Origin of the sequence: Paenibacillus sp. FSL K6-2524 (assembly GCF_038005525.1) — a bacterium.
GTDB lineage: Bacteria > Bacillota > Bacilli > Paenibacillales > Paenibacillaceae > Fontibacillus > Fontibacillus anaericanus.
Map to the genome: position 1 here is coordinate 5475566 of NZ_JBBOSP010000001.1, position 26935 is coordinate 5502500.

At 45.6% G+C, this 26935-nt stretch carries 26 protein-coding genes, 2 tRNA genes, 2 rRNA genes and 1 other annotated feature (1 of these 31 only partly in view); of the genes, 1 reads left to right on the forward strand and 29 read right to left on the reverse strand.

The window, feature by feature from the left end; all coding sequences use genetic code 11:
* Positions 1-56: 56 nt before the first annotated feature.
* The 18 genes from NST85_RS25595 to NST85_RS25680 form a co-directional block, all read right to left on the reverse strand.
* Entirely contained in the window at positions 57-653 is a 597-nt protein-coding gene (locus NST85_RS25595) for a class I SAM-dependent methyltransferase (protein WP_127194398.1), read from the reverse strand.
* Positions 654-769: 116 nt separating this feature from the next.
* Positions 770-1129, reverse strand: a complete 360-nt coding sequence (gene rplL / locus NST85_RS25600; protein ID WP_127194397.1) for a 50S ribosomal protein L7/L12 — start codon at positions 1127-1129, stop codon at positions 770-772.
* 65 nt (positions 1130-1194) lie between these two features.
* Complete coding sequence (gene rplJ / locus NST85_RS25605) at positions 1195-1704, reverse strand: 50S ribosomal protein L10 (RefSeq protein WP_127194396.1); 510 nt, start codon at positions 1702-1704, stop codon at positions 1195-1197.
* Between the two features lie 32 nt (positions 1705-1736).
* Positions 1737-1888, reverse strand: a sequence feature (ribosomal protein L10 leader region).
* An 81-nt stretch (positions 1889-1969) separates the two neighbouring features.
* Positions 1970-2662 (reverse strand): 50S ribosomal protein L1, encoded by a 693-nt coding sequence (gene rplA / locus NST85_RS25610; protein WP_127194395.1) that lies wholly within the window; start codon positions 2660-2662, stop codon positions 1970-1972.
* A gap of 153 nt (positions 2663-2815) precedes the next feature.
* On the reverse strand, positions 2816-3241 hold the full coding sequence (rplK, locus tag NST85_RS25615) for a 50S ribosomal protein L11 (RefSeq protein ID WP_127194394.1): 426 nt from the start codon (positions 3239-3241) through the stop codon (positions 2816-2818).
* A gap of 70 nt (positions 3242-3311) precedes the next feature.
* Entirely contained in the window at positions 3312-3845 is a 534-nt protein-coding gene (nusG, locus tag NST85_RS25620) for a transcription termination/antitermination protein NusG (protein ID WP_127194393.1), read from the reverse strand.
* 23 nt (positions 3846-3868) lie between these two features.
* Positions 3869-4060 (reverse strand): preprotein translocase subunit SecE, encoded by a 192-nt coding sequence (gene secE / locus NST85_RS25625; protein WP_127194392.1) that lies wholly within the window; start codon positions 4058-4060, stop codon positions 3869-3871.
* Positions 4061-4081: 21 nt separating this feature from the next.
* Positions 4082-4231, reverse strand: a complete 150-nt coding sequence (gene rpmG / locus NST85_RS25630) for a 50S ribosomal protein L33 (RefSeq protein ID WP_341190754.1) — start codon at positions 4229-4231, stop codon at positions 4082-4084.
* Between the two features lie 290 nt (positions 4232-4521).
* A complete protein-coding gene (gene sigH / locus NST85_RS25635) occupies positions 4522-5172 on the reverse strand; it encodes an RNA polymerase sporulation sigma factor SigH (protein WP_127194391.1) in 651 nt (216 codons plus the stop codon).
* A 160-nt stretch (positions 5173-5332) separates the two neighbouring features.
* Positions 5333-5854, reverse strand: a complete 522-nt coding sequence (locus NST85_RS25640; protein ID WP_127194390.1) for an NYN domain-containing protein — start codon at positions 5852-5854, stop codon at positions 5333-5335.
* A gap of 5 nt (positions 5855-5859) precedes the next feature.
* On the reverse strand, positions 5860-6621 hold the full coding sequence (rlmB, locus tag NST85_RS25645) for a 23S rRNA (guanosine(2251)-2'-O)-methyltransferase RlmB (protein WP_127194389.1): 762 nt from the start codon (positions 6619-6621) through the stop codon (positions 5860-5862).
* An 86-nt stretch (positions 6622-6707) separates the two neighbouring features.
* Positions 6708-7169, reverse strand: a complete 462-nt coding sequence (locus NST85_RS25650; protein WP_127194444.1) for a Mini-ribonuclease 3 — start codon at positions 7167-7169, stop codon at positions 6708-6710.
* Between the two features lie 119 nt (positions 7170-7288).
* On the reverse strand, positions 7289-8692 hold the full coding sequence (cysS, locus tag NST85_RS25655) for a cysteine--tRNA ligase (RefSeq protein WP_341190755.1): 1404 nt from the start codon (positions 8690-8692) through the stop codon (positions 7289-7291).
* 38 nt (positions 8693-8730) lie between these two features.
* Positions 8731-9390, reverse strand: a complete 660-nt coding sequence (cysE, locus tag NST85_RS25660) for a serine O-acetyltransferase (RefSeq protein ID WP_341190756.1) — start codon at positions 9388-9390, stop codon at positions 8731-8733.
* 501 nt (positions 9391-9891) lie between these two features.
* The gene (gltX, locus tag NST85_RS25665; RefSeq protein WP_341190757.1) at positions 9892-11358 is read right to left on the reverse strand and encodes a glutamate--tRNA ligase; all 1467 of its coding nucleotides are present in this window, start codon (positions 11356-11358) and stop codon (positions 9892-9894) included.
* Between the two features lie 31 nt (positions 11359-11389).
* Positions 11390-11878: a 2-C-methyl-D-erythritol 2,4-cyclodiphosphate synthase gene (gene ispF / locus NST85_RS25670; protein WP_341190758.1), complete on the reverse strand. Its 489-nt coding sequence runs from the start codon at positions 11876-11878 to the stop codon at positions 11390-11392.
* Positions 11875-12582 carry a 2-C-methyl-D-erythritol 4-phosphate cytidylyltransferase gene (gene ispD / locus NST85_RS25675; protein ID WP_445671189.1) on the reverse strand — a complete coding sequence of 236 codons (708 nt, stop codon included), beginning with the start codon at positions 12580-12582 and terminating at the stop codon, positions 11875-11877. Before ispD ends, ispF begins: the two co-directional genes overlap by 4 nt.
* Before the next feature lie 96 nt (positions 12583-12678).
* Positions 12679-13767 carry a PIN/TRAM domain-containing protein gene (locus tag NST85_RS25680; RefSeq protein ID WP_341190760.1) on the reverse strand — a complete coding sequence of 363 codons (1089 nt, stop codon included), beginning with the start codon at positions 13765-13767 and terminating at the stop codon, positions 12679-12681.
* Between the two features lie 208 nt (positions 13768-13975).
* Here NST85_RS25680 and NST85_RS25685 point away from each other — a divergent pair, with 208 nt between their 5' ends.
* On the forward strand, positions 13976-14371 hold the full coding sequence (locus NST85_RS25685; RefSeq protein ID WP_127194382.1) for a DUF1573 domain-containing protein: 396 nt from the start codon (positions 13976-13978) through the stop codon (positions 14369-14371).
* A 542-nt stretch (positions 14372-14913) separates the two neighbouring features.
* Here the strand turns inward: NST85_RS25685 and pssA are convergent.
* The 11 genes from pssA to NST85_RS25740 form a co-directional block, all read right to left on the reverse strand.
* Positions 14914-15642 (reverse strand): CDP-diacylglycerol--serine O-phosphatidyltransferase, encoded by a 729-nt coding sequence (gene pssA / locus NST85_RS25690; protein WP_307402307.1) that lies wholly within the window; start codon positions 15640-15642, stop codon positions 14914-14916.
* A gap of 56 nt (positions 15643-15698) precedes the next feature.
* Positions 15699-16775 (reverse strand): DNA integrity scanning diadenylate cyclase DisA, encoded by a 1077-nt coding sequence (gene disA / locus NST85_RS25695; protein WP_127194380.1) that lies wholly within the window; start codon positions 16773-16775, stop codon positions 15699-15701.
* 13 nt (positions 16776-16788) lie between these two features.
* Positions 16789-18156, reverse strand: coding sequence for a DNA repair protein RadA (gene radA / locus NST85_RS25700; RefSeq protein WP_341190761.1), 1368 nt, complete (start codon positions 18154-18156; stop codon positions 16789-16791).
* A gap of 220 nt (positions 18157-18376) precedes the next feature.
* Positions 18377-20821 (reverse strand): ATP-dependent protease ATP-binding subunit ClpC, encoded by a 2445-nt coding sequence (clpC, locus tag NST85_RS25705; RefSeq protein ID WP_127194378.1) that lies wholly within the window; start codon positions 20819-20821, stop codon positions 18377-18379.
* A gap of 57 nt (positions 20822-20878) precedes the next feature.
* Positions 20879-21955, reverse strand: coding sequence for a protein arginine kinase (locus tag NST85_RS25710; protein ID WP_127194377.1), 1077 nt, complete (start codon positions 21953-21955; stop codon positions 20879-20881).
* Positions 21956-21967: 12 nt separating this feature from the next.
* Positions 21968-22492, reverse strand: coding sequence for a UvrB/UvrC motif-containing protein (locus NST85_RS25715; RefSeq protein ID WP_127194376.1), 525 nt, complete (start codon positions 22490-22492; stop codon positions 21968-21970).
* 30 nt (positions 22493-22522) lie between these two features.
* Entirely contained in the window at positions 22523-22981 is a 459-nt protein-coding gene (locus NST85_RS25720; RefSeq protein WP_127194375.1) for a CtsR family transcriptional regulator, read from the reverse strand.
* A 285-nt stretch (positions 22982-23266) separates the two neighbouring features.
* Positions 23267-23343, reverse strand: a tRNA-Pro gene (locus NST85_RS25725).
* A 101-nt stretch (positions 23344-23444) separates the two neighbouring features.
* Positions 23445-23561: ribosomal RNA gene (gene rrf / locus NST85_RS25730) — 5S ribosomal RNA — on the reverse strand.
* Between the two features lie 165 nt (positions 23562-23726).
* Positions 23727-26659, reverse strand: a 23S ribosomal RNA gene (locus NST85_RS25735).
* 213 nt (positions 26660-26872) lie between these two features.
* Positions 26873-26935, reverse strand: a tRNA-Ala gene (locus tag NST85_RS25740) (it continues 13 nt past the right edge of the window).

A 26935-nucleotide genomic window follows, 5' to 3' on the forward strand; every position in this document is an offset into this window, starting at 1 on the left:
TAAGTCAACCTATATCTTTCAACTCTTCTTCTTTTGATTCTTTTCTATCTACTTCATTACTTCGTAGCCTTGTATATTCGGTATCCTTTATCCTTGGTCACTTCTTCCACCTTCGTAAAAAGTGATTCCAGTTTACGAAGTGCGGATGGTGCCCCCTGCTTTTTCTGAATAACAATCCACAGTGTGCCCCCTTGCTTTAACCGTTCAGAAGCCCCTTCGAAAATAGCATGTACCGTTTCTTTGCCTGCCCGAATTGGCGGATTAGTCAGAACAACATCGAATTTTTGTTCTCCCAGTGCCTCAAACAAATCACTCTCTAATACAGTTACATTATCCACCTTGTTCAGCGCAGCATTCTCTCGTGCTAATTCTACCGCCCGACTGTTAACATCGATCATTGTAACATGCCCATGAACAACAAGTTTTGCAGCTGTTAGACCTATAGGACCGTATCCACAACCGATATCTAGCACCTGAGCACCCTTCGGAATTTCCATTGCTTCAATTAATGTCCTACTGCCATAATCAACACCACTCTTGGCGAATACCCCTGCGTCGCTTACAAATCGGAATACTTGCCCCTTTAGCTGTGTCTCCCAAACCTTTCGGTCATGATCAGCCTTCGGCTTACTGGTATAGTAATGATCAGACATTGTTACATTCCCTCCGGTTAACGGTTTTAATAGATTTATCATTCTCATTCTTACTTCTAACTAAAACAAAACCCCTTGAATTTGATTCAAGGGGTTTGTGTATAGCAGAGATGGAATTACTTCACTTCTACAGAAGCGCCTGCTTCTTCCAATTTCGCTTTTACTGCGTCTGCTTCTTCTTTGCCAACTTTTTCTTTGATTGGTTTTGGTGCATTGTCAACAAGGTCTTTTGCTTCTTTCAAGCCTAGGCCTGTAATTTCGCGAACGACTTTGATAACGTTGATTTTGGATGCGCCAGCACCATTCAAAATTACGTCGAATTCGGATTGCTCTTCAGCTTCTACAGCTGCGGCACCTGCTGCTGCTACTGGAGCTGCTGCAGTTACACCAAATTCTTCTTCGATTGCTTTAACAAGATCGTTCAGTTCAAGAACGGTCATACCTTTGATTTCTTCCAAAATAGTTTCTTTACTCATGGTTGAACCTCCGTTATATTAGTTTATTTGGTTGATTATTTTAAATCACTTGAGTCAGAAGAAGTTTACGCGCTTGCGTTGCCTTCTTCTTTCTCTGCAACGGCTTTGACTGCAAGTGCGAAGTTGCGCACTGGAGCTTGAAGCACGCTGAGGAGCATGGAAAGGAGACCATCGCGGGATGGAAGATCCGCAAGCGCTTTGATTTGATCAACGCCTACTACCTTACCTTCAACCACGCCACCTTTTATTTTAAGAGCATCGTTCTTCTTAGCGAAATCGTTAATGATTTTCGCTGGAATTACAGCGTCTTCTGTACTGAACGCAACGGCTGTAGGACCAACCAATACTTCGTCCAGTTCAGAAAGTTCTGCAGCAGCTGTAGCACGACGAACTAGCGAGTTCTTAAGCACTTGGAATTCCACACCAGCTTCACGAAGCTGTTTGCGAAGTTCCGTAACTTGAGTAACGTTAAGTCCGCGGTAATCTGCAACTACAGTCGTTACGCTATTGCGCAACTTCTCAGTAACAACATCAACAGCTTCCTGTTTTGCTTGAATCAGTTTTACGTTTGCCAAACTGTACACCTCCTGATAGATTTTCTAGGCCTTATCCCATTAAAAAAGCCTCCGTAGAATCACGAAGGCCTGATGAAATCATCTTTTGCAGAAACCTGCAAAATACTGACGTTCTATCACAACACCTCGGTAGGGAATTAAGCCCGAAGGCACCTACTGTCTACGGTAAGCATATTCAAATTTAATTCTCACATCAAAACAACTTTCTCAGTATACCCAGGGACATCCATAATGTCAATCCCTAACTCACTATAAGCGAGTGGTATTATCTGTATACAGAAGTGTTGACACGAGCGCTCGGGCCCATTGTTGAAGAAATCGCAATGTTCTTCAAGTAAACGCCTTTAGCAGCAGCCGGTTTAGCCCGGTTCAATGCATCAACAAGAGCCTTAAGGTTCTCGTTCAATTGATCAGTAGTGAAAGACACTTTACCGATCGGTGCATGAATTTGTCCTGCTTTGTCTAGACGATACTCGATTTTACCTGCTTTGATTTCTTGAACCGCTTTAGCTACGTCAAACGTAACTGTACCTGCTTTAGGGTTAGGCATAAGACCTTTACCACCAAGCAGACGACCCAATTTACCAACTTCACTCATCATGTCCGGTGTTGCTACGCAAACATCGAACTCGAACCAGCCTTGTTGGATTTTGTTAATTACGTCTTGATCGCCAACATAGTCAGCTCCAGCAGCTTCCGCTTCTTTCGCTTTCTCACCTTTAGCAAAAACCAAAACGCGTTGTGTTTTACCTGTACCGTGAGGTAGAACTACTACGCCACGAACAGCTTGGTCTTGTTTACGAGGGTCTACACCCAAACGAACTGCGATCTCAACGGTTTCGTCGAACTTTGCAGTCGCTGCCTTTTTCACCAACTCAACAGCTTCTAAAGGCTCATAAGTTGCTTCGCTATCAATAAGCTTAACAGCTTCTTGGTACTTCTTACCGTGCTTAGCCATGAATTCATCCTCCTTTGTGGTATTAGCGGAAATTCCTCCCACTGATCTCTGTAAAAATAAGTTATCCAAAGGAAAACTTATTTATCAGAGGCAACTTCAGTTGCTATCTTCACTTCAAGATTAACAACTTCCGTTGCTTGTACTCTCCAAAAACTAGTCTTGGATCGTGATGCCCATGCTGCGGGCGGTACCTTCAACCATACGCATAGCTGCTTCAACAGAAGCTGCGTTAAGGTCAGGCATTTTTTGCTCTGCGATTTCACGAACAACGTTGCGATTCACAGTAGCTACTTTTTTCTTGTTTGGTTCACCGGAACCCTTCTCAATCTTCGCTGCAACGCGAAGTAGAACGGCTGCCGGAGGAGTTTTGGTGATGAAAGTAAACGAGCGATCTTCAAACACCGAAATTTCAACCGGAATAATCAAACCTGCTTGATCGGCAGTACGTGCGTTGAACTCTTTACAGAATGCCATGATGTTGACACCCGCTTGACCCAATGCCGGACCTACCGGAGGTGCAGGATTCGCTTTTGCTGCAGGGATCTGCAACTTTACAACTTTGATAATCTTTTTCGCCATGTAAGACACCTCCTTGCCCTAGTAGTGGTAGACGGAACCGAAGCCCCTCCCACGTAAAACACAAGAAACCCTAAATTTTCTCCACTTGAGTGTAATCCAGTTCAAGCGGGGTTTCTCGTCCAAACATGTTAACGTGAACCTTGACCTTGCTCTTCTCGACCAGAATTTCTTCGATCGAACCAACGAAATTGGCAAACGGACCAACTTTGATACGTACGGATTCTTTGAGTTCGAACTCCATAACTGGTTTTGGTTCTTCCATACCCATATGTTTAAGGATCTGTTCTACTTCTTCAGGAAGCAGAGCAGTTGGTTTGGAACCAGAACCTGTAGAGCCGACAAATCCAGTAACTCCTGGTGTATTGCGAACAACATACCAAGAATCATCGGTTTGGACCATTTCCACCAAGACATATCCGGGGTAAACTTTACGCATGACAGTCTTTTTCTTACCGTCTTTGTTTACCACTTCTTCTTCCATCGGAACAAGAACGCGGAATATCTTGTCTTCCATGCCCATAGACTCGACACGCTTTTCTAAATTGGCTTTGACTTTGTTCTCATACCCAGAATAGGTATGAACGACGTACCATCTTTTTTCCATATCAAGCCACCTAAGGACCCTTCTTAAATTATCGCTTCGATCACAGCAGAAATGCCGATGTCAAGAACCCAAAAATAAATCGCGACAACTGCAATTGTACCAAGCACAATCAGCGTATAATTGGTCAGCTCTTTACGATTAGGCCAGCGAACCTTTTTAAGCTCTGCCCAGCTTTCGGAGAAAAAAGAAAACAACGACTTGAAACTTCGTTTCACGCGCGACTACACCTCCAAAGACTATCTGGTTTCGCGATGAGAAACTTGCTCGTTACAAAACTTGCAAAATTTCTTCATCTCCATGCGGTCGGGGTGGTTACGCTTGTTTTTCGTTGTCGTGTAGTTTCTTTGTTTACAGTTCGTACAAGCCAACGTAATAATTACCCGCATGATGTGCACCTCCCGAAGACATTCTACAATATGAGATGTCTCTATATTGACCCAAAATTAAAATAAAAAATTGGGCCTACCTAAAACACTTTATCACAATGGACCTATTCGTGTCAACGAGGCTTACAGCTTTTGGGATTAGCTATTAAACAGTATTACACTGCACTTTTAAAGATAAACCTCAAAAACATCCTGAATTTACTAATAGGAATTTTTATCATGATATAAAAAAAGACAGCTATTAAAATAGCTATCTTTTGTATTGACCTTCTGAGCTTATAGAATAGAGATTAAAAATCACCATCTCGAACTTCTAGGTACTTCTCAAGTTTACGTTTGACACGCTGTAGTGCATTATCAATGGACTTAACATGACGTTTCAAATCTACTGCAATCTCCTGATATGAACGCCCGTCTAGATAAAGCATGAGTACTTTGCGTTCCAGATCGCTGAGAATTTCGGACATCTTGTCCTCCAGGCCCATGAACTCCTCCTGGTTAATAATCAACTCTTCGGGATCACACACTTGGGACCCACAAATAACATCAAGCAACGTCCGATCAGAATCCTCATCGTAAATTGGCTTGTCCAAAGATACATAAGAGTTCAATGGAATATGTTTCTGCCGTGTCGCCGTCTTGATCGCCGTAATGATTTGACGTGTTATACATAACTCGGCAAACGCCTTGAATGAAGCAAGCTTATCCCCTCGGAAATCTCTGATCGATTTATAGAGCCCTATCATTCCTTCTTGAATGATATCTTCCCGATCAGCACCGATTAAGAAATAGGATCTGGCTTTGGCGCGCACGAAACTCCGGTACTTATTAATTAAGTACTCTAGCGCTTCACTGTCACCTTCACGGACCGATTCGACAATTTCTTCGTCACTTTGGATCTCATAGTCATACCTTACCCATTTCTCGAGATTGACACTCACCACAAATCCCTCCGGCTGCAACGCACGGTGCCCCGTCACTCTGTCAAGTAATACGAACAGTATATATTACGGTGCATATTAGCGTCAACAACAAAAGTACCAAAAGATGTAAGTTGATCTAGCAAAGAGTACCAAAAAGTATGACTTGGTGAACACTCCTCTATTCTCTTCGCCATCTTTCAAACATTAGCTTTACTTCCGGACTCAGCTTATCATCAATTGTATTACGGCTTGATTTAACGCTGCGATCGGCGATTTTCATCTGAACTTCTTTCTCACTTTTCTCCACTTGAATTAGCAGTTCGCGAGCTGATATCCGTAGTGCTCCCTGTCCAAAAATGACATGTTGTTCCACCATATCGCTTGTTGCAACATAAATTTGTCGCCGTTTGTGTGTTAGTTCGCGCACCAGTCGTTCAATGCATTCGTCCGCCGTTTCTTTCTCCTTGGTGAAATGTACTTCTAGCTGATTCTGGGCAAACGACTTTCCGAGTCCAGGTACCCGGTAAGCATCAAAAACGGTGATGGTTCTAATACCGGAAAAGGCTTGGTAATCAGCAAGTCTCTCCAACAGTCGGTCACGCGCTTCCTGCAAACCGATCCTGGACAATGCCGCAAGTTCTGGCCATCCTCCGATCATATTATAGCCATCAACTAATAGCACATCGCGCATTTCGCGCATTTTGTCTACCCCTCAGCGCGACGTCTACGCAACACTTCGTACATCACAACTCCCGCAGCAACCGATGCGTTCAAGGAGTTAAGACGACCCGTCATTGGAAGTTTGAGAAGCACATCACACTTCTCGCGGATCAAACGTCCCATTCCTTTGTTCTCATTCCCGATTACAATCGCCACAGGACCTGTAAGTACGTTGCCACCATTTCCATACATCTCATCTTTGGTATCAACATCTGTACCCACTACCCACACGCCTGCTTCTTTCAATTCCTCAATACATTGAGCCAGATTCGTCACTCGTGCAACAGGCACATACTCCACTGCTCCAGCTGATGTTTTCGACACTGTTGCTGTTACTGCAGCAGATCTGCGCTTCGGAATAATAACACCATGAGCACCTGTACATTCCGCAGTACGTAAAATTGAGCCGAGATTATGAGGATCTTCAATTTCATCTAGAATAAGAAGAAAAGGAGGTTCCCCTTTGTCTGCTGCCTTAGCTAGCAATTCTTCGACTCCTACATAAGCATACGGCGCAGCCTGAGCTACAACTCCTTGATGCTGTACATCTGGAACCATTTGATCAAGCTTCCGTTTATCAACGAATTGAACAACGATTCCTTGTTTCTTTGCCTCTGTCAAAATAGGCCCGGTAAGGTGTTTTTGAGCGCCTTCAGCGACCCATATTTTATTGATCGTACGACCAGCCCGCAGCGCTTCAAGTATTGAGTGCTTACCAGCGACCCATTCTTGGTCTTGATCCTCCATGTGATTCCTCCTGCGAAAGATCCTCGGATCTTTCTTATATTATGTTTAATGTTTGTTCTGATAAAAATTAAGCACCTAAATTACTTTCAAATCGACTTTGTCTCTGAGTCTAATAGGTCAAATCCATATGAAATGAGACTACGAAGGCGTTCGTGCGCGCCAGTGTAGTATAAGTATCCAACAAGGCTCTCAAATGCTGTCGCATGCCGATAATCGATCACGTTTCCATTCTTCGGTACACCTGATTTAGCATTGCGCCCCTGACGCACTACATCTTTCTCATCCTCAGTAAGATTAGGCTCGAGTAAGCTCAGTAGCTTAGCTTGTGCTTTAGCAGCGACATACTTCGTCGACTGTCCGTGCAAGTGATGCGGCCGCAAATTGAGCTGCGCCATAACATGTTGACGAACGGCCACCTCGAAGACGGCATCCCCTATATAGGCTAGAGCGAGCGGCGGTAGTAGCCGAGCGGGCTTGGATGGCTTCTCTGCGAACCATAGCGGTGAGACCTCCCCATTCCCAAGGGCAATACCTCCAGCTAGCGCCATATCTTGTCCAGTAGCCTCAGCAGAGTTGGCAGAGAGAGTCTCCCCCTCGCCTCCGCCAAGGGGCGCAGCGCTTGACTGGGCCCCTTCCGACAAACCATGGGTATTCTCGTCGCTTGTACTCATTTACGACGCCATCTCATGCCCTGAGGCGTATCTTCCAATAGAATTCCCTGAGCATCCAACAAGTCGCGGATTTCATCAGCACGAGCCCAATTTTTAGCTTTGCGTGCTTCCCCCCGCTCTGTGATGAGGTTCTCTATGTCCTGGTCTAATAACTCCGATTCAGTATCAGCTACAATACGCAAGATACTATTCATTTCGGCGAACAGTTTCTCTGCCGCTTCCAAATCAGCACGACTTACATCGGCTTGCTGCAATAAGCCATTTACTTCAGTAACCCATTCGAAAATCGCTGTAATCGCATCTGGTGTATTGAAATCATCTTGCATTTTGGCATGGAATGTCGCACCAATTTGAAGCAACTTATCATTCCATTCTGGAGTAACTTCAGCGCTTTCCTTAGCAGCCGAACCGAGTCTGTGGCGGAGATTGCCCACCGCATTGGTGATCCGCTCTAAACTACGCTCTACTTGCGTCATCGTTTCTTCTGTGAAGCTGAGTTGATTGCGATAATGCGTCGATAACATAAAATAACGCAATGCCTCACGCTTATAATGGCTACGTAAGTCTTTAACAAGCACGCCATTTCCCAGTGACTTCGACATTTTTTCGCCATCGATATTAATATATCCGTTATGCATCCAATATCTCGCAAGAGGTTTGCCTGTTACAACCTCGGATTGGGCAATTTCGCACTCATGATGCGGAAACTGTAGATCCTGTCCCCCCCCATGAATATCGATCGTATCCCCAAGTAGATGACGTGACATCGCAGAGCATTCAATATGCCAACCAGGACGTCCTTCACCCCAAGGGCTGCTCCAATGGATTTCTCCCGGCTTGGCAGCCTTCCACAATACGAAGTCTTCAGGATTTTCTTTGCGCTCATCTACGTCTACTCGGATACCAAACTGTAATTCACCGATATTTTGGCCTGACAGCTTACCATAACTTTCGAATTTATTGGTGCGGAAGAACACATCTCCACCATTTTCATAAGCAAAACCTTTACGTTCCAGGTCCTCTATAAATTCTATGATGATCCCCATATTATCCGTTACGCGAGGATTCGCTGTGGCACGTGGTACGCCAAGACCCTCTAAATCTGCATAATAAGCCTCAATAAAAGTCTCCGCTACATCAGAAACAGAAGTATTCATCTCCTCCGCCTTACGGATTAGCTTATCATCCACATCCGTAAAATTGACGACATAATTGACCTCATAATTTTGGTTCTCTAAATACCTACGAACGATATCGAAAAAAATCACAGGTCGTGCATTTCCAATATGGATATATCCATATACGGTTGGACCGCAGACATAAATACTAGCCTTTCCTGGCTCTTGGCTTTCGAACTTCTCTTTCGTTCGGGTTAACGTGTTGTATATTTGTAGTGCCATATTCACTTTCCTCTCAATCATATGATTATTGAAAGAGGTTACTCTTTCGGGAGTTTCTCTGCCTCTAGTTGTTCTTTCAAACTCTTCATTTCCACCCGGAGTTGTTCAATCTCACGCTGCAACAATCCCATTGCATCAACGACGGGATCCGGCATCTGATGGCTTAATCGATCCAAGCGCTTCCCGCCCTGGCGAACAACTCTACCTGGGATGCCTACCACCGTACTGCCAAAAGGTACCTCCTTCAGCACTACCGAATTTGCTCCAATGTTGCACTGATCTTCTATTTTAAATGAACCTAAGATCTTCGCTCCCGACCCAATCACTACATTATTGCCAATAGTGGGATGCCTTTTCCCTTTCTCTTTACCGCTTCCCCCCAAGGTCACTCCCTGATAGATAACCACATCATCACCGATTTCGCAAGTTTCACCAATGACGACGCCCATGCCATGATCAATGAACAATCGATTGCCGATTCTGGCACCAGGATGAATCTCTATTCCGGTAAAAAAGCGACTAGCTTGTGAGATAATTCGCGCAATCGTGAACCAATGATGCCGGTAGAAAAAGTGCGCCATCCGGTGGTTCCATATCGCATGGAGTCCAGAATAAGTGAAGATTACCTCGAACCAACCTCTTGCAGCCGGATCGTTATCAAACACAGCCTGTATATCAGACCTCATTCTCTTTAACATAGAACTTCCCCCTGTTCTCCCATGCAATGCCGGCTTGCACTTAACCCTTAACCTTTGATCATTCCAACAAAAATAGCGCCCCTGTAGCTTTCGCTACAGAGACGCCTTACGCGCGGTTCCACTCTGCTTGGATTCTTCTTGTATCACAGCCGCTCATTATAAGCGGTGGCACTCGAAGCCTCCCCCTTGGGTCCTTAACGCGGACATTACGTCAGGATCTACCCACGCTTTACGCGCGCTCAATCCCGCAGCTCCCGGGTGCATTTCCGCCCTCTGTACCTAGATAACTTTCAGCCTGAAACCAAGTAGAAAAGTAAGCAAAGTATAAATTGAAAATATACTTTCTTAAATATCCACTTCAAAGTCCCGGTTATCCTCTCTGGTAAATACAGACACCTGCGTACTTCTCCCGATCTATGCATTTCTTATTTTGATATATTGTGCCAAGAATAGGATTCTTGTGCTTATCTTACCCGAAATTCCATAAAGCTGACAAGAGGGTTAGCTCTGTTGCTTACTAATTTGTAACTTGAGACGTTCAATCGTAAGTTCCTGACCAAGCAGGTAGATCGTCTGGTTCAAATCACGTCCATGCATTTGCCCCGTTAAAGCTACACGAATTGGCATGAACAAGCCTTTGCCTTTGAAACCAGTTTCTTTCTGCACTTCTTTGATCGCTGCTGCAATGTTCTCTGGTGCAAATGGTGAAAGTTCCTCCACCTTGCTCAGAAAAGCGCTTAGCACGGTTGGAACCTGTGGTTCGGACAACACAGCGTTTGCTTCATCATCCAGTTCCAGATGAGTTCGGAAGAATAGGTCAGACAGCTCGACGATATCAGAAGCCGACGTCATCTGCTCTTGATACAAGGCAACCAACTTATTCGCCCAATCTTCTTGTTCTACTGTCAAATCATTAGGCAAGAGAGAGGCTTTCTGCAAGTGTGGAATAGCTAATTTAGCAATCCGCGCAGTATCCGCATTCTTGATGTAATGATTGTTCAGGTGAGCCAGCTTTTGCTTATCAAACAAAGCAGGGCTACGTGATAAACGCCCGGCATCAAAGATTGAAATCAGCTCTTCTTTCGTGAAGAACTCTTCCTCTCCTGTCGGTGACCAGCCAAGTAATGCGATGAAATTAAACATGGCTTCCGGCAAATAACCCAATTCATCATATTGCTCAATAAATTGAATGACTGATCCGTCGCGTTTGCTCAACTTCTTATGATTTTCTCCGACAATCAGTGTCATATGTCCAAAAATCGGTGGCTCCCAGCCAAGCGCATCGTAGATCATCAACTGACGTGGTGTATTGGATACATGGTCTTCACCACGTAGTACATGTGTAATTTTCATCAGATGGTCATCGAGTGCAACTGCAAAGTTGTAAGTCGGAATTCCATCTTTCTTCACGATAACAAAGTCGCCGCTGACGTCTGACTCGAATGAGATCGGTCCCTTCACTAGATCATCAAATGTGAAGGTGCGTCCTTCTGGCACGCGGAAACGGATACTAGCTTGTCTACCTTCTGCTTCGAACGCAGCGCATTGTTCCGATGTCAGATCTCGGTGTTTCCCAGAATAACGCGGCATCTCGCCCCGAGCTATCTGCTCTTCGCGTTCTTGCTCTAATTCTTCTTCCGTACAATAACAACGATAAGCTAGTCCACGGTCGAGCAAATCCTGCCAGTACGTACGATAAAGGTCCAAACGCTCCGTTTGACGGTAAGGGCCATACTCCCCGCCTACGTCAACACTCTCATCCCATTCAATACCAAGCCATTTGAGATAAGTGAACTGGTTCTCTTCCCCACCTTCAACGTTGCGCTTCACATCTGTATCTTCTATTCGGATAATGAATTTGCCTCCGTGATGTCTAGCGAATAAATAGTTGAAGAGCGCTGTTCTTGCGTTGCCGATATGTAAGTGTCCCGTCGGACTCGGCGCGTAACGCACACGAACTTCCGTCATGACAATCCCCCCTAAAAGTTTTGATTCAATCTTACGATGATAGCACATCTGCAACAAGGCAGACAATACACTGAGAGGCAATGCCTTCTCCGCGTCCAGTAAAACCAAGTTGTTCAGTCGTTGTTGCTTTGACGTTGACTTGCTGCGGCTGTGATTCTAGTGCTCCAGCTATAATGTCAACCATCTGCGGGATATAAGGTGCCATCTTAGGACGTTGCGCGATAATCGTGGCATCTAGATTTCCGAGACGATATCCACGTTCTTTTGCCATACCCCATACTTCTTGCAGTAACTTCAAACTGTCTGCATCTTTAAAGTTTGGATCGGTATCAGGAAAATGGCGTCCGATATCTCCCAGACCAAGCGCTCCCAATATTGCATCGGTCACCGCATGCAGCAGTACGTCAGCGTCGGAATGTCCCATTAGTCCCTTCTCGAAAGGAATCGTAACCCCCCCAATAATACAAGGTCTTCCCTCAACCAGTTCATGTACATCAAAGCCTTGTCCTACAGTAATCATTTTATGCCCTCTCCCTTTAATTCTTTTTTCATACGGATAAATTCCGCGTAATCCAAATCTTCCGGTGTTGTAATCTTGATGTTAGCATATCCACCTTCCACTACCATCACTTGAACACCCAAACGCTCAATTAACATGGAATCATCCGTCCCTATAAAGCCCTCTGCCTCAGCAACCTCATGTGCTTGTATTAATTCGGAACGTCGAAAAGCCTGCGGGGTTTGAATCGCCCACAAGCTGCGACGGTCAGGTGTAGCCGTGACCCATCCTTGGCCGTCAACTTGTTTCACCGTATCCTTAACAGGCACTGCCAGAACAGCTGCACCATGTTGAACCGCTGCCTCATAGCATGAGGTTACCTGTTGCTGCGTGACAAAAGGGCGAACGCCGTCATGCACCAGTACCCAGGGTGAATTCATATGAAGCAACCCTTGGTAAACTGAATGCTGACGCTCAGCGCCGCCCGCAATAACTTTTATCTTTTTAGTCATACCGAACTCATGAATCCATGATAAGCAGCGTTCCACATCCTGCGCACCCGTTACTAATATAATCTCAGTAATCAACGGATGGCGGTCGAACACCTCCAGCGTATGGATGACGATCGGCTTGTCCTGCAGCATAAGATACTGTTTGGACTCTTTACTACCCATGCGGGTTCCCCGACCTGCCGCCACCACAATAACTCCTGTTCCCGTGTTCACTTCTGTCACCATGATCCCTGCCTTACACTGCCTGAATTATGCGTGGTTTTGGATTCCCCTCCAAGATGCCATGCATTTGTACCCATCATACCGAATTTACTGGGCTTTTTCCAACAGTTTTGGTTTGGCAAATATCATACGACCCGCTGATGTCTGTAATACACTGGTTACTAACACTTCTGTAACGCTGCCAATAAAGTCTCGACCGCCTTCAACCACGATCATAGTACCATCATCCAAATACGCAACGCCTTGCCCATGTTCCTTACCGTCCTTGATCACCTGCACCATGATCTCTTCACCTGGTAGTACGACCGGTTTAACGGCATTAGCTAGATCGTTAATATTGAGCACCGAAACCCCCTGTAACTCACACACTTTATTGAGATTAAAGTCATTAGTAACAACTTTACCCTGCAATACTTTAGCAAGTTTTACGAGTTTGCTATCCACTTCAGATATATCCTCAAAATCTCCCTCATAGATCATAACTTGAACGTCGAGCTCTTTCTGGATTTTATTCAAAATATCCAAGCCCCGGCGCCCCCTATTTCGCTTGAGCAGATCCGATGAATCCGCGATATGCTGCAGTTCTTCCAGAACGAATTCAGGGATAACGATGGTACCTTCGATAAAGCCAGTTTTGCAAATATCCGCTATCCGCCCATCAATAATTACGCTTGTATCCAAAATTTTATGTTCCTCAAGTTTCCGCTCTTTTCCCTCTGTTCCACTTCCCCATTTTCCTGATTTCCAGAATGAGGACAGTTCTTCTTTCTTCCCCAATGCAACCGTTAGTCCTATGTAGCCGAGCAGCGCCGAAACAGCAAACTGCGCAAAGCTCTCTAAAGATCCAAGCAAGGACAAAATAGGGTAAGTCATTAAAGAAAGAAGTAGTCCCGCAGTCAGTCCAGCTGATCCGGCTGCCATTTCGCTCATTGGAATTACGGTCAATGCCTCAATCCACCGTCTTATCCGGGCGGAAAAGACCCCCGCACCTATTGAGAACAAGAATAAGAACAGAAAAGCTCCGGTTACCGCCAATATGAAGTGACTCGATATGGGGTTCATTCCGTCAAACCAAGTTTGGAGGAATTGTGGAAAGAATCCTATCATCCCGCCTACCGTATATCCAAACCAAGCTCCACATAAACCGACCACGCTAAAAAAACCTTTTTTGATCATGTCTCTCTTCACCTCCTGATAAAGTATGTTCTTTAATAAGTATGGTCCAATTTTTGGAAACGTAATCGGTCGAATTGTAACTTTTTTCTAGGTAAAATAATGGACGTAGGAATGAGTAGTCCCCCACTACGTGGGATTTCCTGTTGATAAGAGGGGAAACTGTGGCATATAATGTATTCAATTCTTAATTATCGAGGTGGATGGAAAAATGAACACACCAAGTCTTCAATCTTTCCAAGAACAAGTCTCTGAACTGTTGCTCCGTCACCGTAGTTTGTTGGATGTGTTATCTAAATCAGGGCAGACGAATGCTTCTGTCGTCCGTTCAGTCACCAAAGCAGTTACTGAATGCGGCTGTATTGAACTACATGCTACGAAACAAGACTTTGAGCCTGGTATAGATCTACAACAAGCCAAAGATACGATTCGTAAGCATGTTCAAGGCGAACTGTGTGAGAACTGCCGTGATGCTATTACCAATGAACTGGGACGAAACCTTTTTTATATGTCAGCACTTTGCAATTTGTTAGAAATTAATATGAATGAAGTCGTTGAACGGGAGTTCAAGAAGTGCTCAACGTTGGGATTGTTTAATTTGTCATAGTTGTGGGGATCCGGTATCCCATCCCACCCAAACCCTCCCTTATCGTAAGGGAGGGCCCCAAGGGCTGCCCGCCCTCTGGACTCCCGCTTAAGGAACGTGGGAGTGTTAGAGGCGCTCCTGCATCGCTGTCCCCGTTGGGGATACGCTCGGGGTGGTACGTGGCACGCTTTTCCCCCTTCGGGTTCGTCTCACTTTGGGCACACCCGTATTACCAGGGTAAACATGCTGCAGACACTACTACTTTAGAAGCACACGAGTGACTTGGGTGAAATGAGTCGCTTGTCGCCCTAACGGGCACGCTTTACTTTTAGAGCTTACGCCCAGCCTGAGAGTGATGTGCACTACTATGTGCGTGGAATCGCTGTCCCCTTTGGGGATCCGCTATGGGCAATGCTGTCCCTACGGGATACGCGGTTGAAATAATTAATAACATTAAACATTGAAAAATAATAAAGATTGAAAACCATTAAAGAATAAACCTAAAAAAGGCATTGATCATTCCGCTTCGCGGTGATCAATGCCTTTTTGTACGTTGAGTGATATTAACGTTTAGGGCGGTAAACTTCTTCGGAGTCGTCCTCATGACGCTTTTTCCGACGGAGTAGTTTGTCGACGTTTTGTTTCAATCCATATAACGCGTAAATAACAAGCGGAATAAAGATCATTTTAGAAAGTTGCTCAGGAAAGAGTACGGCAAGAACAACTGCTAAGACAACGACAAATGGTGCAACGGCAACTGCTTTTTTCGGCAGACCGACTTTCTTGAAATTAGGATACTTCACGGAGCTAACCATGAGATAGGATAATAGCAACATCGCAATGATAAAGTAAGGCGCTGTAATATCTTTATGAAATAATGAAAGTGTTGCTAAAACACCACCAGCAGCAGGAATAGGTAAGCCGATAAAGTAACCAGGAATTCCTTTTTGCACATTGAACCGTGCCAATCGTAATGCTCCGCACATCGGAAATACAGCTGTAACTGTCCAAGCTAATCCAAGCGGAATGCTGTGGAAAGAAATAGTATACATAAGAAGGGCTGGTGCAATACCGAATGATATAATATCCGATAATGAATCGAGTTCTTTACCAAATTCACTTTGACAATTTAACGCTCGTGCAACGCGCCCGTCTAGGCCGTCCAGCAGCATTGCGACAATTACCATGATGGCGGCTAGGCTAAACCTACCATCGAACGCCAACATAATGGCTAACATTCCGAGAAACAGGTTACCTAAAGTAAACAAGTTCGGAATTGATTTTGTAATCATCTCTTCACCTCGAGTGCGTATTTCAAGAATATAACTATCACTTGATTGTAGGAGATTTAAATTTGCCTGTCAATGAACACCTGTTCTTGTAAGCGGTTTAATCCATCTTTAATTACCCGTGCCCGTACCTCTCCAATACCATCAACTTCATCCAATTGTTCGATTGTAGCCCTAAGTACGCCAGGTAACTGTTGAAAACGCTCAACCAAATTATGAATAATGACATTGGGCAACCGCGGAATTTTGTTCAGTACACGGTACCCACGAGGCGAGATTAAATCTTCCGATGTGGCCATCGACGCAGGGTATCCAAGCAGACGTACGATATGATTCATATCGAGTAGCTCATCATCACTGGAACGTTTGAGGTTATGAATGATTTCACGGATCGCTTCATCACTTTCCTCTTTGGCATAGTCTTTATATAGCAACCACGCCTCTTCCTCCATATTGCTAACAAGTTCCTCCATCTGCATGCTGATCAGGCGTCCTTCTGTGCCCAATTCATTGATAAACCGTTTGATCTCCATTTTGATACGAATTACCATTTCAACCCGCTGAATAACATTTACTACTTCAGGTATGGTGACTAGTTCCTCAAATTCCGAAGCTGCCAAATTAGTTAAGGCTTGGTTGAGCACAGAGCGATACTTCTCAAGCGTTTGAATCGCTTGATTGGCTTTCGTTAGGATCACACCAATCTCCTTCAGTGCGTACCTTAGCCCTCCCTGATACAAAGTAATAATGTTACGGCGCTGAGAGATGGAAACGACGAGCTTACCGGTTTGCTTAGCAACCCGTTCTGCTGTACGATGACGAATCCCGGTCTCTGAGGATGAAATTGAGGAATCGGGAATAAGCTGAGTATTCGCGTAGAGAATACGTTTCAAATCCTCGCTTATTATGATGCCCCCATCCATTTTGGCCAACTCATACAGATAATTGGGTGTGAAGTCACAGTTAATGGAGAAGCCACCTTCAACTACTTCCATCACTTCAGGACTATAGCCCACTACAATTAATCCTCCGGTTTTGGCCCGAAGCACATTCTCCAATCCGTCGCGAAAGGCGGTGCCTGGCGCAACGAGTCTTAACAGATCATTCATCTTCTCTAACTGAATTGTTTCTTTCATTAATTATTGCCCCCTAATCTAACGCAACCGCTAGCGCCTCTGCAACTGAATTTATACCTACTAATTGAATTCCCTCCGGTCCCTTCCACCCTTTCAGGCTTTTCTCCGGTAGAATTACTCTTTTGAATCCTAGTTTAGCGGCTTCTTTCACCCGCTGCTCAGCCCGGGAGACCGCCCTGACCTCACCGGTTAATCCCACTTCTCCGAAAATAACATCATATGGCTTGGTTGGTATATCCCGAAAGCTTGATGCAATACTTACCGCAATGGCCAAATCAACAGCCGGTTCATCCAACTTCACCCCACCAGCTAAATTCACATAGGCATCTTGGTTCTGTAAATACATCCCCATCCGCTTCTCTAAAACAGCTATGATCAAATTCAGTCTATTGTTATCAACACCCGTTGCCATCCTACGCGGGGAAGGAAAGTTTGTTGAAGCAATTAAAGCCTGCAGCTCCACTAAAATCGGGCGCGTTCCCTCCATACTAGCCACTACGGTGGAACCTGCTACACCAAGCGGTCGCTCAGACAAGAACAATTCGGATGGATTAGACACTTCAACCAGCCCAGACTCATTCATTTCAAATATGCCGATCTCATTGGTTGAGCCAAATCGATTCTTTACAGCCCTCAGCAATCGATATGAATGATGTCGTTCTCCTTCAAAATAAAGGACACAATCGACCATATGCTCCAACAATCGAGGACCAGCAATAGCTCCCTCTTTAGTAACGTGTCCAACCAGTACCGTAGCAATCCCTTGCCCCTTAGCAATTCGCATAAACCGGGCCGTACATTCGCGAATCTGGGATACACTTCCGGGTGCACTCGTTACTTCTGGCAAATACACCGTCTGAATGGAATCAATAACTAAGAAGTCTGGCTTTACACTCTCGATGGCCTCTTCAATTCCATCCATACTACTCTCACAAAGCACATAAAGTTCTGGAGAAAGGGCCCCTAATCTCTCCGCACGTAGTTTAGTTTGTCGCATGGACTCTTCTCCAGATATATAGAGTACTTTAAGTCCAATATGGGCCATTTCGTGCGAAGTCTGCAGTAAGAGTGTAGATTTCCCAATGCCGGGATCTCCCCCCACCAATACTAAGGATCCGGGAACGACTCCTCCACCTAATACACGATTGAGTTCTTCAATACCAGTTTTGATTCGTGGTTCTTTGTCGCTCTCTATATTTATGATCGAAAGGGGTTTTTCTTTCGTGTGAAATATGCCTGTGGAGACTCCTTGTGTCTTTACTACTTTTTCTGTTTCTTCAACCATGGAATTCCATGCGCTACAACCTGGGCACTTCCCGTACCACTTCGGTGATTCATAGCCACAATCGGTACAAAGAAACTTTGTCTTTACTTTAACCATTTTGCTCTCCTTATCACTCTGCAAAATTTGTCAAACTTTGCAGGTACAACCACAAAAGGTGACATTTAAAGTTTACCATTGTTTCAGATTTATCGTAAAGTTTTTTCCAACCCTATATTAACTTAAAAACAGAGCATTATGTAATACAAAAGGATAGCATCCCCGAGGCATTACCTTAGGGAAGCCATCCTTATTTTAATCGGCTTTATAGCTCAATTTTTTAAGCGTTTTTGGAAAATGTTCCTGTTTTCTCAACGGTCAATCCGCCATTCTCCTCGTCGATCGTTAACAACTCACCTTTTTTCACATTACCCGTCAGCAATTCTTCAGACAAACGGTCTTCAATATGCTTCTGAATCGCACGACGTAGTGGACGCGCACCATATGCAGGATCGAAACCTTCCTTGGCCAAAAATGCTTTGGCTTTGTCCGTTAAGACAAAATCAACTTCATGCTCCTGCAGACGTTTGCGAAGCTCTTCAGACATCAGATTAACGATCTGGCTGATATGATCCTCACCGAGTGAATGGAAGACGATCGTTTCATCAAGCCGGTTGAGGAATTCCGGACGGAAGCTCTTCTTAAGCTCTTCCATCACTTTACCCTTCATGCTATCGTAATCACCCTTGGCATCAACCACCGCAGTGAATCCCAATCTTGTATTGCGCTTGATTGCTTCAGCTCCTACGTTAGATGTCAGGACGATCAACGTATTACGGAAATCGACTACACGGCCTTTGGAGTCCGTTAAGCGACCGTCTTCTAGTACCTGCAACAAGATGTTAAATACTTCTGGATGAGCCTTCTCAATCTCATCAAGCAGTACAACAGAATACGGTTTGCGGCGTACTTTCTCGGTTAATTGTCCGCCTTCTTCATAACCAACATATCCTGGAGGGGCACCCACAAGACGAGATGTAGAATGTTTCTCCATATACTCCGACATATCGATACGAATGACTGCATTCTCGTCACCAAACATAGCCTCAGCCAACGCCCGTGCAAGTTCAGTCTTACCCACCCCTGTTGGTCCCAGGAAAATGAAGGAGCCAATTGGACGCTTCGGATCTTTAAGTCCTGCACGTGCCCGGCGAATCGCTCGGCTAACTGCTTTAACAGCTTCCTCTTGACCAATAACGCGCTCATGGAGAATTTGTTCCATGTTAAGCAAACGATCCGTTTCTTCTGCCTTCAGTTTCCTAACTGGGATCCCAGTCCAACTCGCCACAATTTGTGCGATATCATCAGGCGTCACTTCAGAATCTGTACGTCCTTGTTTCTCTTTCCATTGATTCTTCGTAACATCAAGCTCTTCACGAATTTTCTGTTCCGTATCGCGTAATGCTGCCGCCTTCTCAAACTCTTGGCTTTGCACTGCGGAATCTTTTTCCTTGCGGATATCATCAAGACGGCTTTCTAATTGCTTCAAGTTAGGCGGTACAGTATAAGAGTTTAGTCTTACTTTGGAACCAGCCTCATCAATCAAATCAATTGCTTTATCCGGTAAGAAACGGTCTGGAATGTAACGGTCGGACAACTTAACTGCCTGTTCAATCGCTTCATCCGTGATCTTAACGCGGTGATGGGCTTCATATCGGTCACGAAGACCATGCAGAATTTGAATCGCTTCTTCAACTGATGGCTGATCTACAGTAATCGGTTGGAAGCGGCGTTCTAAGGCTGCATCCTTCTCAATATATTTGCGGTATTCATCTAGTGTCGTTGCCCCAATGCACTGAAGCTCCCCACGAGCAAGCGCTGGCTTCAAGATGTTAGATGCGTCAATGGCGCCTTCAGCTCCACCTGCTCCAATTAAGGTGTGTAATTCATCGATAAACAATATGATGTTCCCCGCTTGGCGGATTTCATCCATTATTTTCTTTAATCTATCTTCAAACTCACCGCGGTATTTCGTACCCGCGACAACAGATCCCATATCGAGTGTCATTACTCTTTTGTCACGAAGTGTCTCAGGGATTTCATTATTAATGATCATCTGAGCTAAGCCTTCAGCAATCGCCGTTTTACCGACGCCTGGTTCACCAATTAGGACTGGATTATTCTTCGTCCGGCGGCTAAGAACCTGGATAACACGTTCAATTTCTTTGCTTCTTCCGATAACAGGATCTAAGTTTCCTTCTTTGGCAGTTACCGTCAAATCACGGGCCAAACTGTCAAGTGTAGGTGTATTTATATTAGCTGGCGCTCCATGATGGCTTGATACGGCTTCACTGCTACCGAGCAACTGCAACACTTGTTGGCGTGCCTTATTTAGGCTAATCCCCAAATTGTTCAGTACACGTGCAGCTACGCCTTCTCCTTCACGGATCAATCCAAGCAGGATATGCTCTGTACCGACATAGGTATGACCGAGTTTCCGCGCTTCATCCATTGAAAGTTCAATAACTTTTTTGGCACGTGGTGTATAAGCGATATTGGTAGGTTGCTCTTGACCGCGTCCAATTAAGGTTTCGACTTCATCCTGTATTTTCTCAAGACCCAGTCCAAGACCGATCAATGCCTTAGCTGCAATACCTTCCCCTTCACGAATCAATCCGAGTAAAATATGTTCTGTACCAATATTATTATGTCCTAACCTTACGGCTTCTTCCTGGGCTAATGCCAACACCTTCTGGGCACGTTCTGTAAATCTTCCAAACATCATCTTCTCCTACACCTCCATGATTGTTCTATTGCTTGCGGTAAGGAACCCTAGCTGAAGCTAGTTTTCTTTACCGTTATTTACATTTACTTTGTCACGGATTAGCTTAGCGCGGTACATATCCCGCTCTCCTGGTGACATATTCTCGCTAAATATTTTCTGCAAAAAACCGGGCTGTGTCATCACATTCAGTTCATTTAGCACTTGAGGCGACAACGTATCAATTAGTCCCAAATCCACCCCTAACCGAACATCAGATAAGCGCTGCGCGGCTTCTTTTGACTCCATAATGGCCGCATGAGATAAAATCCCGTACGAACGCATCACTCGGTCAACCATACGTAGGTGTGATTCGGTTAGCAATGTTTCCCTTGCCGTCTTCTCATGGTCAATGATCTGTAGAACAACGCTGTATAAATTCTCAATAATTTCATCTTCGCTTTGTCCCAGTGTAATCTGATTTGAGATTTGAAACAAGTTCCCCATTGCTTCGCTTCCTTCGCCATAGATCCCCCGAACTGTAAGTCCTACTTGGGAAACTGCAGAAAGAATTCGATTAATTTGACCCGTCAACACAAGTGCAGGTAAATGCATCATCACGGATGCTCTTAGTCCAGTACCTACATTTGTTGGACAACTGGTTAGAAATCCCCGGTTATCGTCAAATGCATAATCTACATGATCTTCAAAAATGTCGTCCACCGAGGTTGCTCGCTCCCATGCTTCCTGTACCTGAAAGCCGGGATATAGACATTGAATTCGTAAATGGTCTTCCTCGTTCACCATTATGCTTAAACTTTCGTTTTCGCTAATGAAAACAGCTCCACTTTTGGACTCATTGGCCAAGCTCGGACTGATCAAATGCTTCTCAACCAGCACTTTTTTATCCAGATCCTCCAAATCGTCAAGAAGGATAGGATATATTTTACCAAAATCCTCTATTCGTTCATCATCAAGCACATCCTGCAGCTTTCTTAGAACATCCTCGGATTGCTCACTGGTGGCCAGCATCGGAAATGGAGCATGTAGCAGATTACGTGCAATCCGAACCCGGCTGCTAATGACGATATCAGAATCCTTGCCTCCACTGCTCATCCATTCGCTCAGTGGTTGTTCTGTAAACCGGAGATTTGGCATAGCACATTCCTCCTACTCTGCAGAAATATTCTTCTCAAGCTCGCGAATCTCATCTCGTAACCCAGCAGCTTCTTCGAACTCTTCCTGAAGAATACGTTCCTGCAGTTGCTGCCGAAGCTCATCGAGCTTACGCTTCACTTGGATGTGACTTCCTGCGCGTTTGGGTACTTTTCCTACGTGAACTGTATTTCCATGAACTCGCTTAAACAGAGGGTCCAATCGATCGTTGAAGTATTTATAACAAGAACTGCAACCAAAACGTCCTATTTTGCTAAATTGCGAGTAAGTTATTCCACATTCTTCGCAACGTAGATTCTCCGGGGCTTTAATCGTTGGATTCTGACTGTGACTTCCAGGGTTGAAATCCAGAAAACCAGACAATAAGTTATGAATGGAGAATCCCCCTGTTGTTCCTGGGATAATCTCTCCCTTTTCTCTGGCACAGGACTCACAGATACGAAATTCTGTCTTTTCCCCGTTCACAATTTTGGTAAAGTGCAGTGTCGCGGGACGTTTACCGCATTCTTGACATTGCATCGAGTATCCCTCCTCCATTAGATGGACTCCTCAGCCTAACAAAGAGATGAGCATAGCTTTCATGATTCGTGCCCGGATCTGGTCCCGGTAAGGAAGTTGTACCATCAGCACTTCCCTAGATATGGCAGCACGCATAAGAGCAGCCTCTCGACTACTAAGGAACCTCGCCTCCACAAGCTGATAGATCAGTCCCTCTGCAGCTGTCTGACCCATTTCGTCACCAATTGTATGATGTAAGTGTGTATGCAAGGTGGTTGGTCCAGGAAATTCAATCCGCCTAATACGAACATAACCGCCACCACCCCTTTTACTCTCCACAAGGTAGCCCTTTTCCAGCGTAAAACGTGTACTAATGACGTAATTGATTTGGGATGGTACACAGGAGAATTGGTCGGCCAGATCGTTACGCTGAATTTCTATGGCTCCCTCAGGACTTTCATGCAGAATACCCTTGAGATATTTTTCTATAATATCGGAGATATTACGCATCACTCATCCTCCATTGCTCAAACATCAAGCCAATATTTTAAAATAACCCACTTCGAACCTTATAAAACACTTACTTATAAACTGTATAGCATGTTGTGAAATAGCGACTGTTGACTTTGACTTTCTTTGACCTTGTTTTCATTATAACATAATTTATTGGTTTGCCAAGAGGGCGTCTTTCTACATTCAGTGTGAACCTGTTAGGTTGAAAATATTCTTCTGGTTAAACACGCACATATAACAGAAAAAGCCCATCCTAAGGATGGACTCAACACTTTAATATAATGGTCGGGACGACACGATTTGAACATGCGACCCCCTGGTCCCAAACCAGGTGCTCTACCAAGCTGAGCTACGTCCCGACAACTGCTAAGATGATGCATCTTACGCCTTACTAGACCTTCAAAGAGCTTTAAATGATCTAGATGTGAGGCAAAAAAAATACCACATCAAGTGGTATTTCGCTTGGCGGCGTCCTACTCTCCCAGGACCCTGCGGTCCAAGTACCATCGGCGCTGGAGGGCTTAACGGTCGTGTTCGGGATGGGTACGTGTGGAACCCCTCCGCCATCGCCACCAAACGTGATTTTTTGAAGCTTCGCTTCTCGAAATCGCTGCGAGAAAATATCAATCATCAGAAAGACATGCTCGCTCAAGGTTTAATCCTTGAAAACCGGATACGAAACGAAATTGTGTGTAAGTGTGTGTACACCCGTATGTGTGCGAAGATAAATCTTCGTAACATGTAGGATAAGCCCTCGACCGATTAGTACTTGTCAGCTCCATACATTACTGTACTTCCACCTCAAGCCTATCAACCTCGTCGTCTTCAAGGGGTCTTACTAATTGGGAAATCTCATCTTGAGGGGGGCTTCACGCTTAGATGCTTTCAGCGCTTATCCCTTCCGCACGTAGCTACCCAGCTATGCTCCTGGCGGAACAACTGGTACACCAGCGGTGCGTCCATCCCGGTCCTCTCGTACTAAGGACAGCTCCTCTCAAATTTCCTACGCCCACGACAGATAGGGACCGAACTGTCTCACGACGTTCTGAACCCAGCTCGCGTACCGCTTTAATGGGCGAACAGCCCAACCCTTGGGACCTACTTCAGCCCCAGGATGCGATGAGCCGACATCGAGGTGCCAAACCTCCCCGTCGATGTGGACTCTTGGGGGAGATAAGCCTGTTATCCCCAGGGTAGCTTTTATCCGTTGAGCGATGGCCCTTCCATGCGGTACCACCGGATCACTAAGCCCGACTTTCGTCCCTGCTCGACTTGTCAGTCTCGCAGTCAAGCTCCCTTTTGCCTTTGCACTCTTCGAATGATTTCCAACCATTCTGAGGGAACCTTTGGGCGCCTCCGTTACACTTTAGGAGGCGACCGCCCCAGTCAAACTGCCCACCTGACACTGTCCCCGAACCGGGTCACGGTCCTAGGTTAGAACTCCGATACGATCAGGGTGGTATCCCAACATTGCCTCCATAGAAGCTGGCGCTCCTACTTCTTAGGCTCCCACCTATCCTGTACAAATCGTATCAAAGTCCAATATCAAGCTGCAGTAAAGCTCCATGGGGTCTTTCCGTCTTGTCGCGGGTAACCTGCATCTTCACAGGTATTAAAATTTCACCGGATCTCTCGTTGAGACAGCGCCCAAGTCGTTACGCCATTCGTGCGGGTCAGAATTTACCTGACAAGGAATTTCGCTACCTTAGGACCGTTATAGTTACGGCCGCCGTTTACTGGGGCTTCGGTTCATAGCTTCGCATTGCTGCTAACCACTCCCCTTAACCTTCCAGCACCGGGCAGGCGTCAGCCCGTATACTTCGCCTTACGGCTTCGCACAGACCTGTGTTTTTGCTAAACAGTCGCTTGGGCCTTTTCACTGCGGCCCCCTCGTGCTATTCACACTACCGGGGCACCCCTTCTCCCGAAGTTACGGGGTCATTTTGCCGAGTTCCTTAACGAGAGTTCTTCCGCGCGCCTTAGAATTCTCTTCTCGCCTACCTGTGTCGGTTTGCGGTACGGGCACCTTCTCCTGGTTAGAGGCTTTTCTTGGCAGTCTGAGATCATGACCTTCGCTACTATAAATTTTCGCTCCCCATCACAGCCCAGCCTTATAGTGTGCGGATTTGCCTACACACAAGCCTCACTGCTTAGACGGACACATCCATCAGTCCGCGTCACTACCCTACTGCGTCACCCCATTACTCATAACGGATTACGGTGGTACAGGAATTTCTACCTGTTGTCCTTCGACTACGCCTTTCGGCCTCGCCTTAGGTCCCGACTTACCCTGAGTGGACGAGCCTTCCTCAGGAACCCTTAGGCTTTCGGCGGATCAGATTCTCACTGATCTTTTCGTTACTTATACCGGCATTCTCACTTGTATACTCTCCAGCACTCCTTACGGTATACCTTCAACGTATATACAACGCTCCCCTACCCCTGATACTAATGTATCAAGCCATAGCTTCGGTGGTGTGTTTAGCCCCGTTACATTTTCGGCGCAGAGTCACTCGACCAGTGAGCTATTACGCACTCTTTAAATGGTGGCTGCTTCTAAGCCAACATCCTGGTTGTCTGTGCAACTCCACATCCTTTCCCACTTAACACACACTTGGGGACCTTAGCTGATGGTCTGGGCTGTTTCCCTTTTGACAATGGATCTTAGCACTCACTGTCTGACTCCCGGATATGAGTCTATGGCATTCGGAGTTTGACTGAGCTTGGTAACCCTTGGCGGGCCCCGCACCCAATCAGTGCTCTACCTCCACGACTCTCTACTCCGAGGCTAGCCCTAAAGCTATTTCGGGGAGAACCAGCTATCTCTGAGTTCGATTGGAATTTCTCCGCTACCCCCACCTCATCCCCGCATTTTTCAACATGCGTGGGTTCGGGCCTCCAGTGCGTGTTACCGCACCTTCACCCTGGACAGGGGTAGATCACTCAGTTTCGGGTCTACGTCCACGTACTATAATTCGCCCTATTCAGACTCGCTTTCGCTGCGGCTCCGGCTTCTCACCTTAACCTTGCACGGGAACGTAACTCGCCGGTTCATTCTACAAAAGGCACGCCATCACCCATATAGAGGGCTCTGACTTTTTGTAAGCACACGGTTTCAGGATCTATTTCACTCCCCTTCCGGGGTGCTTTTCACCTTTCCCTCACGGTACTGCTTCACTATCGGTCACTAGGGAGTATTTAGCCTTGGCAGATGGTCCTGCCGGATTCATACGGGGTTTCACGTGCCCCGCACTACTCGGGATCCGTCTCGGAGGGATTAAAATTTTGGCTACAGGGCTTTTACCTCTTCTAGCGGGCCTTTCCAGACCTCTTCGCCTACTCTAATCCTTTGTAACTCCATGTGAGACGTCCCACAACCCCAAAGAGCAAGCTCCTTGGTTTGGGCTAATCCGCGTTCGCTCGCCGCTACTGACGGAATCACTATTGTTTTCTCTTCCTCAGGGTACTTAGATGTTTCAGTTCCCCTGGTCTGCCTCTACACACCCTATGTATTCAGGTGCGAGTAACTACCTATTACAGTAGCTGGGTTTCCCCATTCGGACACCCCCGGATCAAAGCTTGCTTACAGCTCCCCGAGGCAGTTTCGTTGTTCGCCACGTCCTTCTTCGGCTCCTAGTGCCTAGGCATCCTCCGTGTGCTCTTAGTAGCTTAACCTCTCGGCATTCACTACCTTTATCAAATTTGCGATGAAGCAAATTTGGAACAAAGGATATTACTTAATTACACAATTTCGTTTCGTTATCCAGTTTTCAAGGATCAAAGGTTTGGTTGTTTGTAAGCACCACAGATGTGAGGCACTACAATCAAACAAAGTTAAAATTTGAAGTTTGAGTCCGAAATTCCGGACAAACAAAATAGATGGATTCTTGGTGGAGCCAAGCGGGATCGAACCGCTGACCTCCTGCTTGCAAGGCAGGCGCTCTCCCAGCT

Excerpts from the sequence above, each read along its gene's own strand:
- nusG (WP_127194393.1), bottom strand. The coding sequence starts at position 3,845 with ATGGAAAAAAGATGGTACGTCGTTCATACCTATTCTGGGTATGAGAAC.
- gltX (WP_341190757.1), bottom strand. The coding sequence starts at position 11,358 with ATGACGGAAGTTCGTGTGCGTTACGCGCCGAGTCCGACGGGACACTTA.
- pssA (WP_307402307.1), bottom strand. The coding sequence starts at position 15,642 with ATGATTACAAAATCAATTCCGAACTTGTTTACTTTAGGTAACCTGTTT.
- rlmB (WP_127194389.1), bottom strand. The coding sequence starts at position 6,621 with ATGGAGGATCAAGACCAAGAATGGGTCGCTGGTAAGCACTCAATACTT.
- rpmG (WP_341190754.1), bottom strand. The coding sequence starts at position 4,231 with ATGCGGGTAATTATTACGTTGGCTTGTACGAACTGTAAACAAAGAAAC.
- NST85_RS25685 (WP_127194382.1), top strand. The coding sequence starts at position 13,976 with ATGAACACACCAAGTCTTCAATCTTTCCAAGAACAAGTCTCTGAACTG.
- NST85_RS25715 (WP_127194376.1), bottom strand. The coding sequence starts at position 22,492 with ATGCAATGTCAAGAATGCGGTAAACGTCCCGCGACACTGCACTTTACC.
- cysS (WP_341190755.1), bottom strand. The coding sequence starts at position 8,692 with ATGGCACTACAAATATACAACACGTTAACCCGAACGAAAGAGAAGTTC.
- radA (WP_341190761.1), bottom strand. The coding sequence starts at position 18,156 with ATGGTTAAAGTAAAGACAAAGTTTCTTTGTACCGATTGTGGCTATGAA.
- clpC (WP_127194378.1), bottom strand. The coding sequence starts at position 20,821 with ATGATGTTTGGAAGATTTACAGAACGTGCCCAGAAGGTGTTGGCATTA.
- cysE (WP_341190756.1), bottom strand. The coding sequence starts at position 9,390 with ATGTTAAAGAGAATGAGGTCTGATATACAGGCTGTGTTTGATAACGAT.
- rplA (WP_127194395.1), bottom strand. The coding sequence starts at position 2,662 with ATGGCTAAGCACGGTAAGAAGTACCAAGAAGCTGTTAAGCTTATTGAT.
- NST85_RS25650 (WP_127194444.1), bottom strand. The coding sequence starts at position 7,169 with ATGGCGCTAGCTGGAGGTATTGCCCTTGGGAATGGGGAGGTCTCACCG.
- ispF (WP_341190758.1), bottom strand. The coding sequence starts at position 11,878 with ATGATTACTGTAGGACAAGGCTTTGATGTACATGAACTGGTTGAGGGA.
- NST85_RS25710 (WP_127194377.1), bottom strand. The coding sequence starts at position 21,955 with ATGCCAAATCTCCGGTTTACAGAACAACCACTGAGCGAATGGATGAGC.
- rplK (WP_127194394.1), bottom strand. The coding sequence starts at position 3,241 with ATGGCGAAAAAGATTATCAAAGTTGTAAAGTTGCAGATCCCTGCAGCA.
- NST85_RS25680 (WP_341190760.1), bottom strand. The coding sequence starts at position 13,767 with ATGATCAAAAAAGGTTTTTTTAGCGTGGTCGGTTTATGTGGAGCTTGG.
- NST85_RS25640 (WP_127194390.1), bottom strand. The coding sequence starts at position 5,854 with ATGCGCGAAATGCGCGATGTGCTATTAGTTGATGGCTATAATATGATC.
- NST85_RS25595 (WP_127194398.1), bottom strand. The coding sequence starts at position 653 with ATGTCTGATCATTACTATACCAGTAAGCCGAAGGCTGATCATGACCGA.
- rplL (WP_127194397.1), bottom strand. The coding sequence starts at position 1,129 with ATGAGTAAAGAAACTATTTTGGAAGAAATCAAAGGTATGACCGTTCTT.
- disA (WP_127194380.1), bottom strand. The coding sequence starts at position 16,775 with ATGAAAGAAACAATTCAGTTAGAGAAGATGAATGATCTGTTAAGACTC.
- NST85_RS25720 (WP_127194375.1), bottom strand. The coding sequence starts at position 22,981 with ATGCGTAATATCTCCGATATTATAGAAAAATATCTCAAGGGTATTCTG.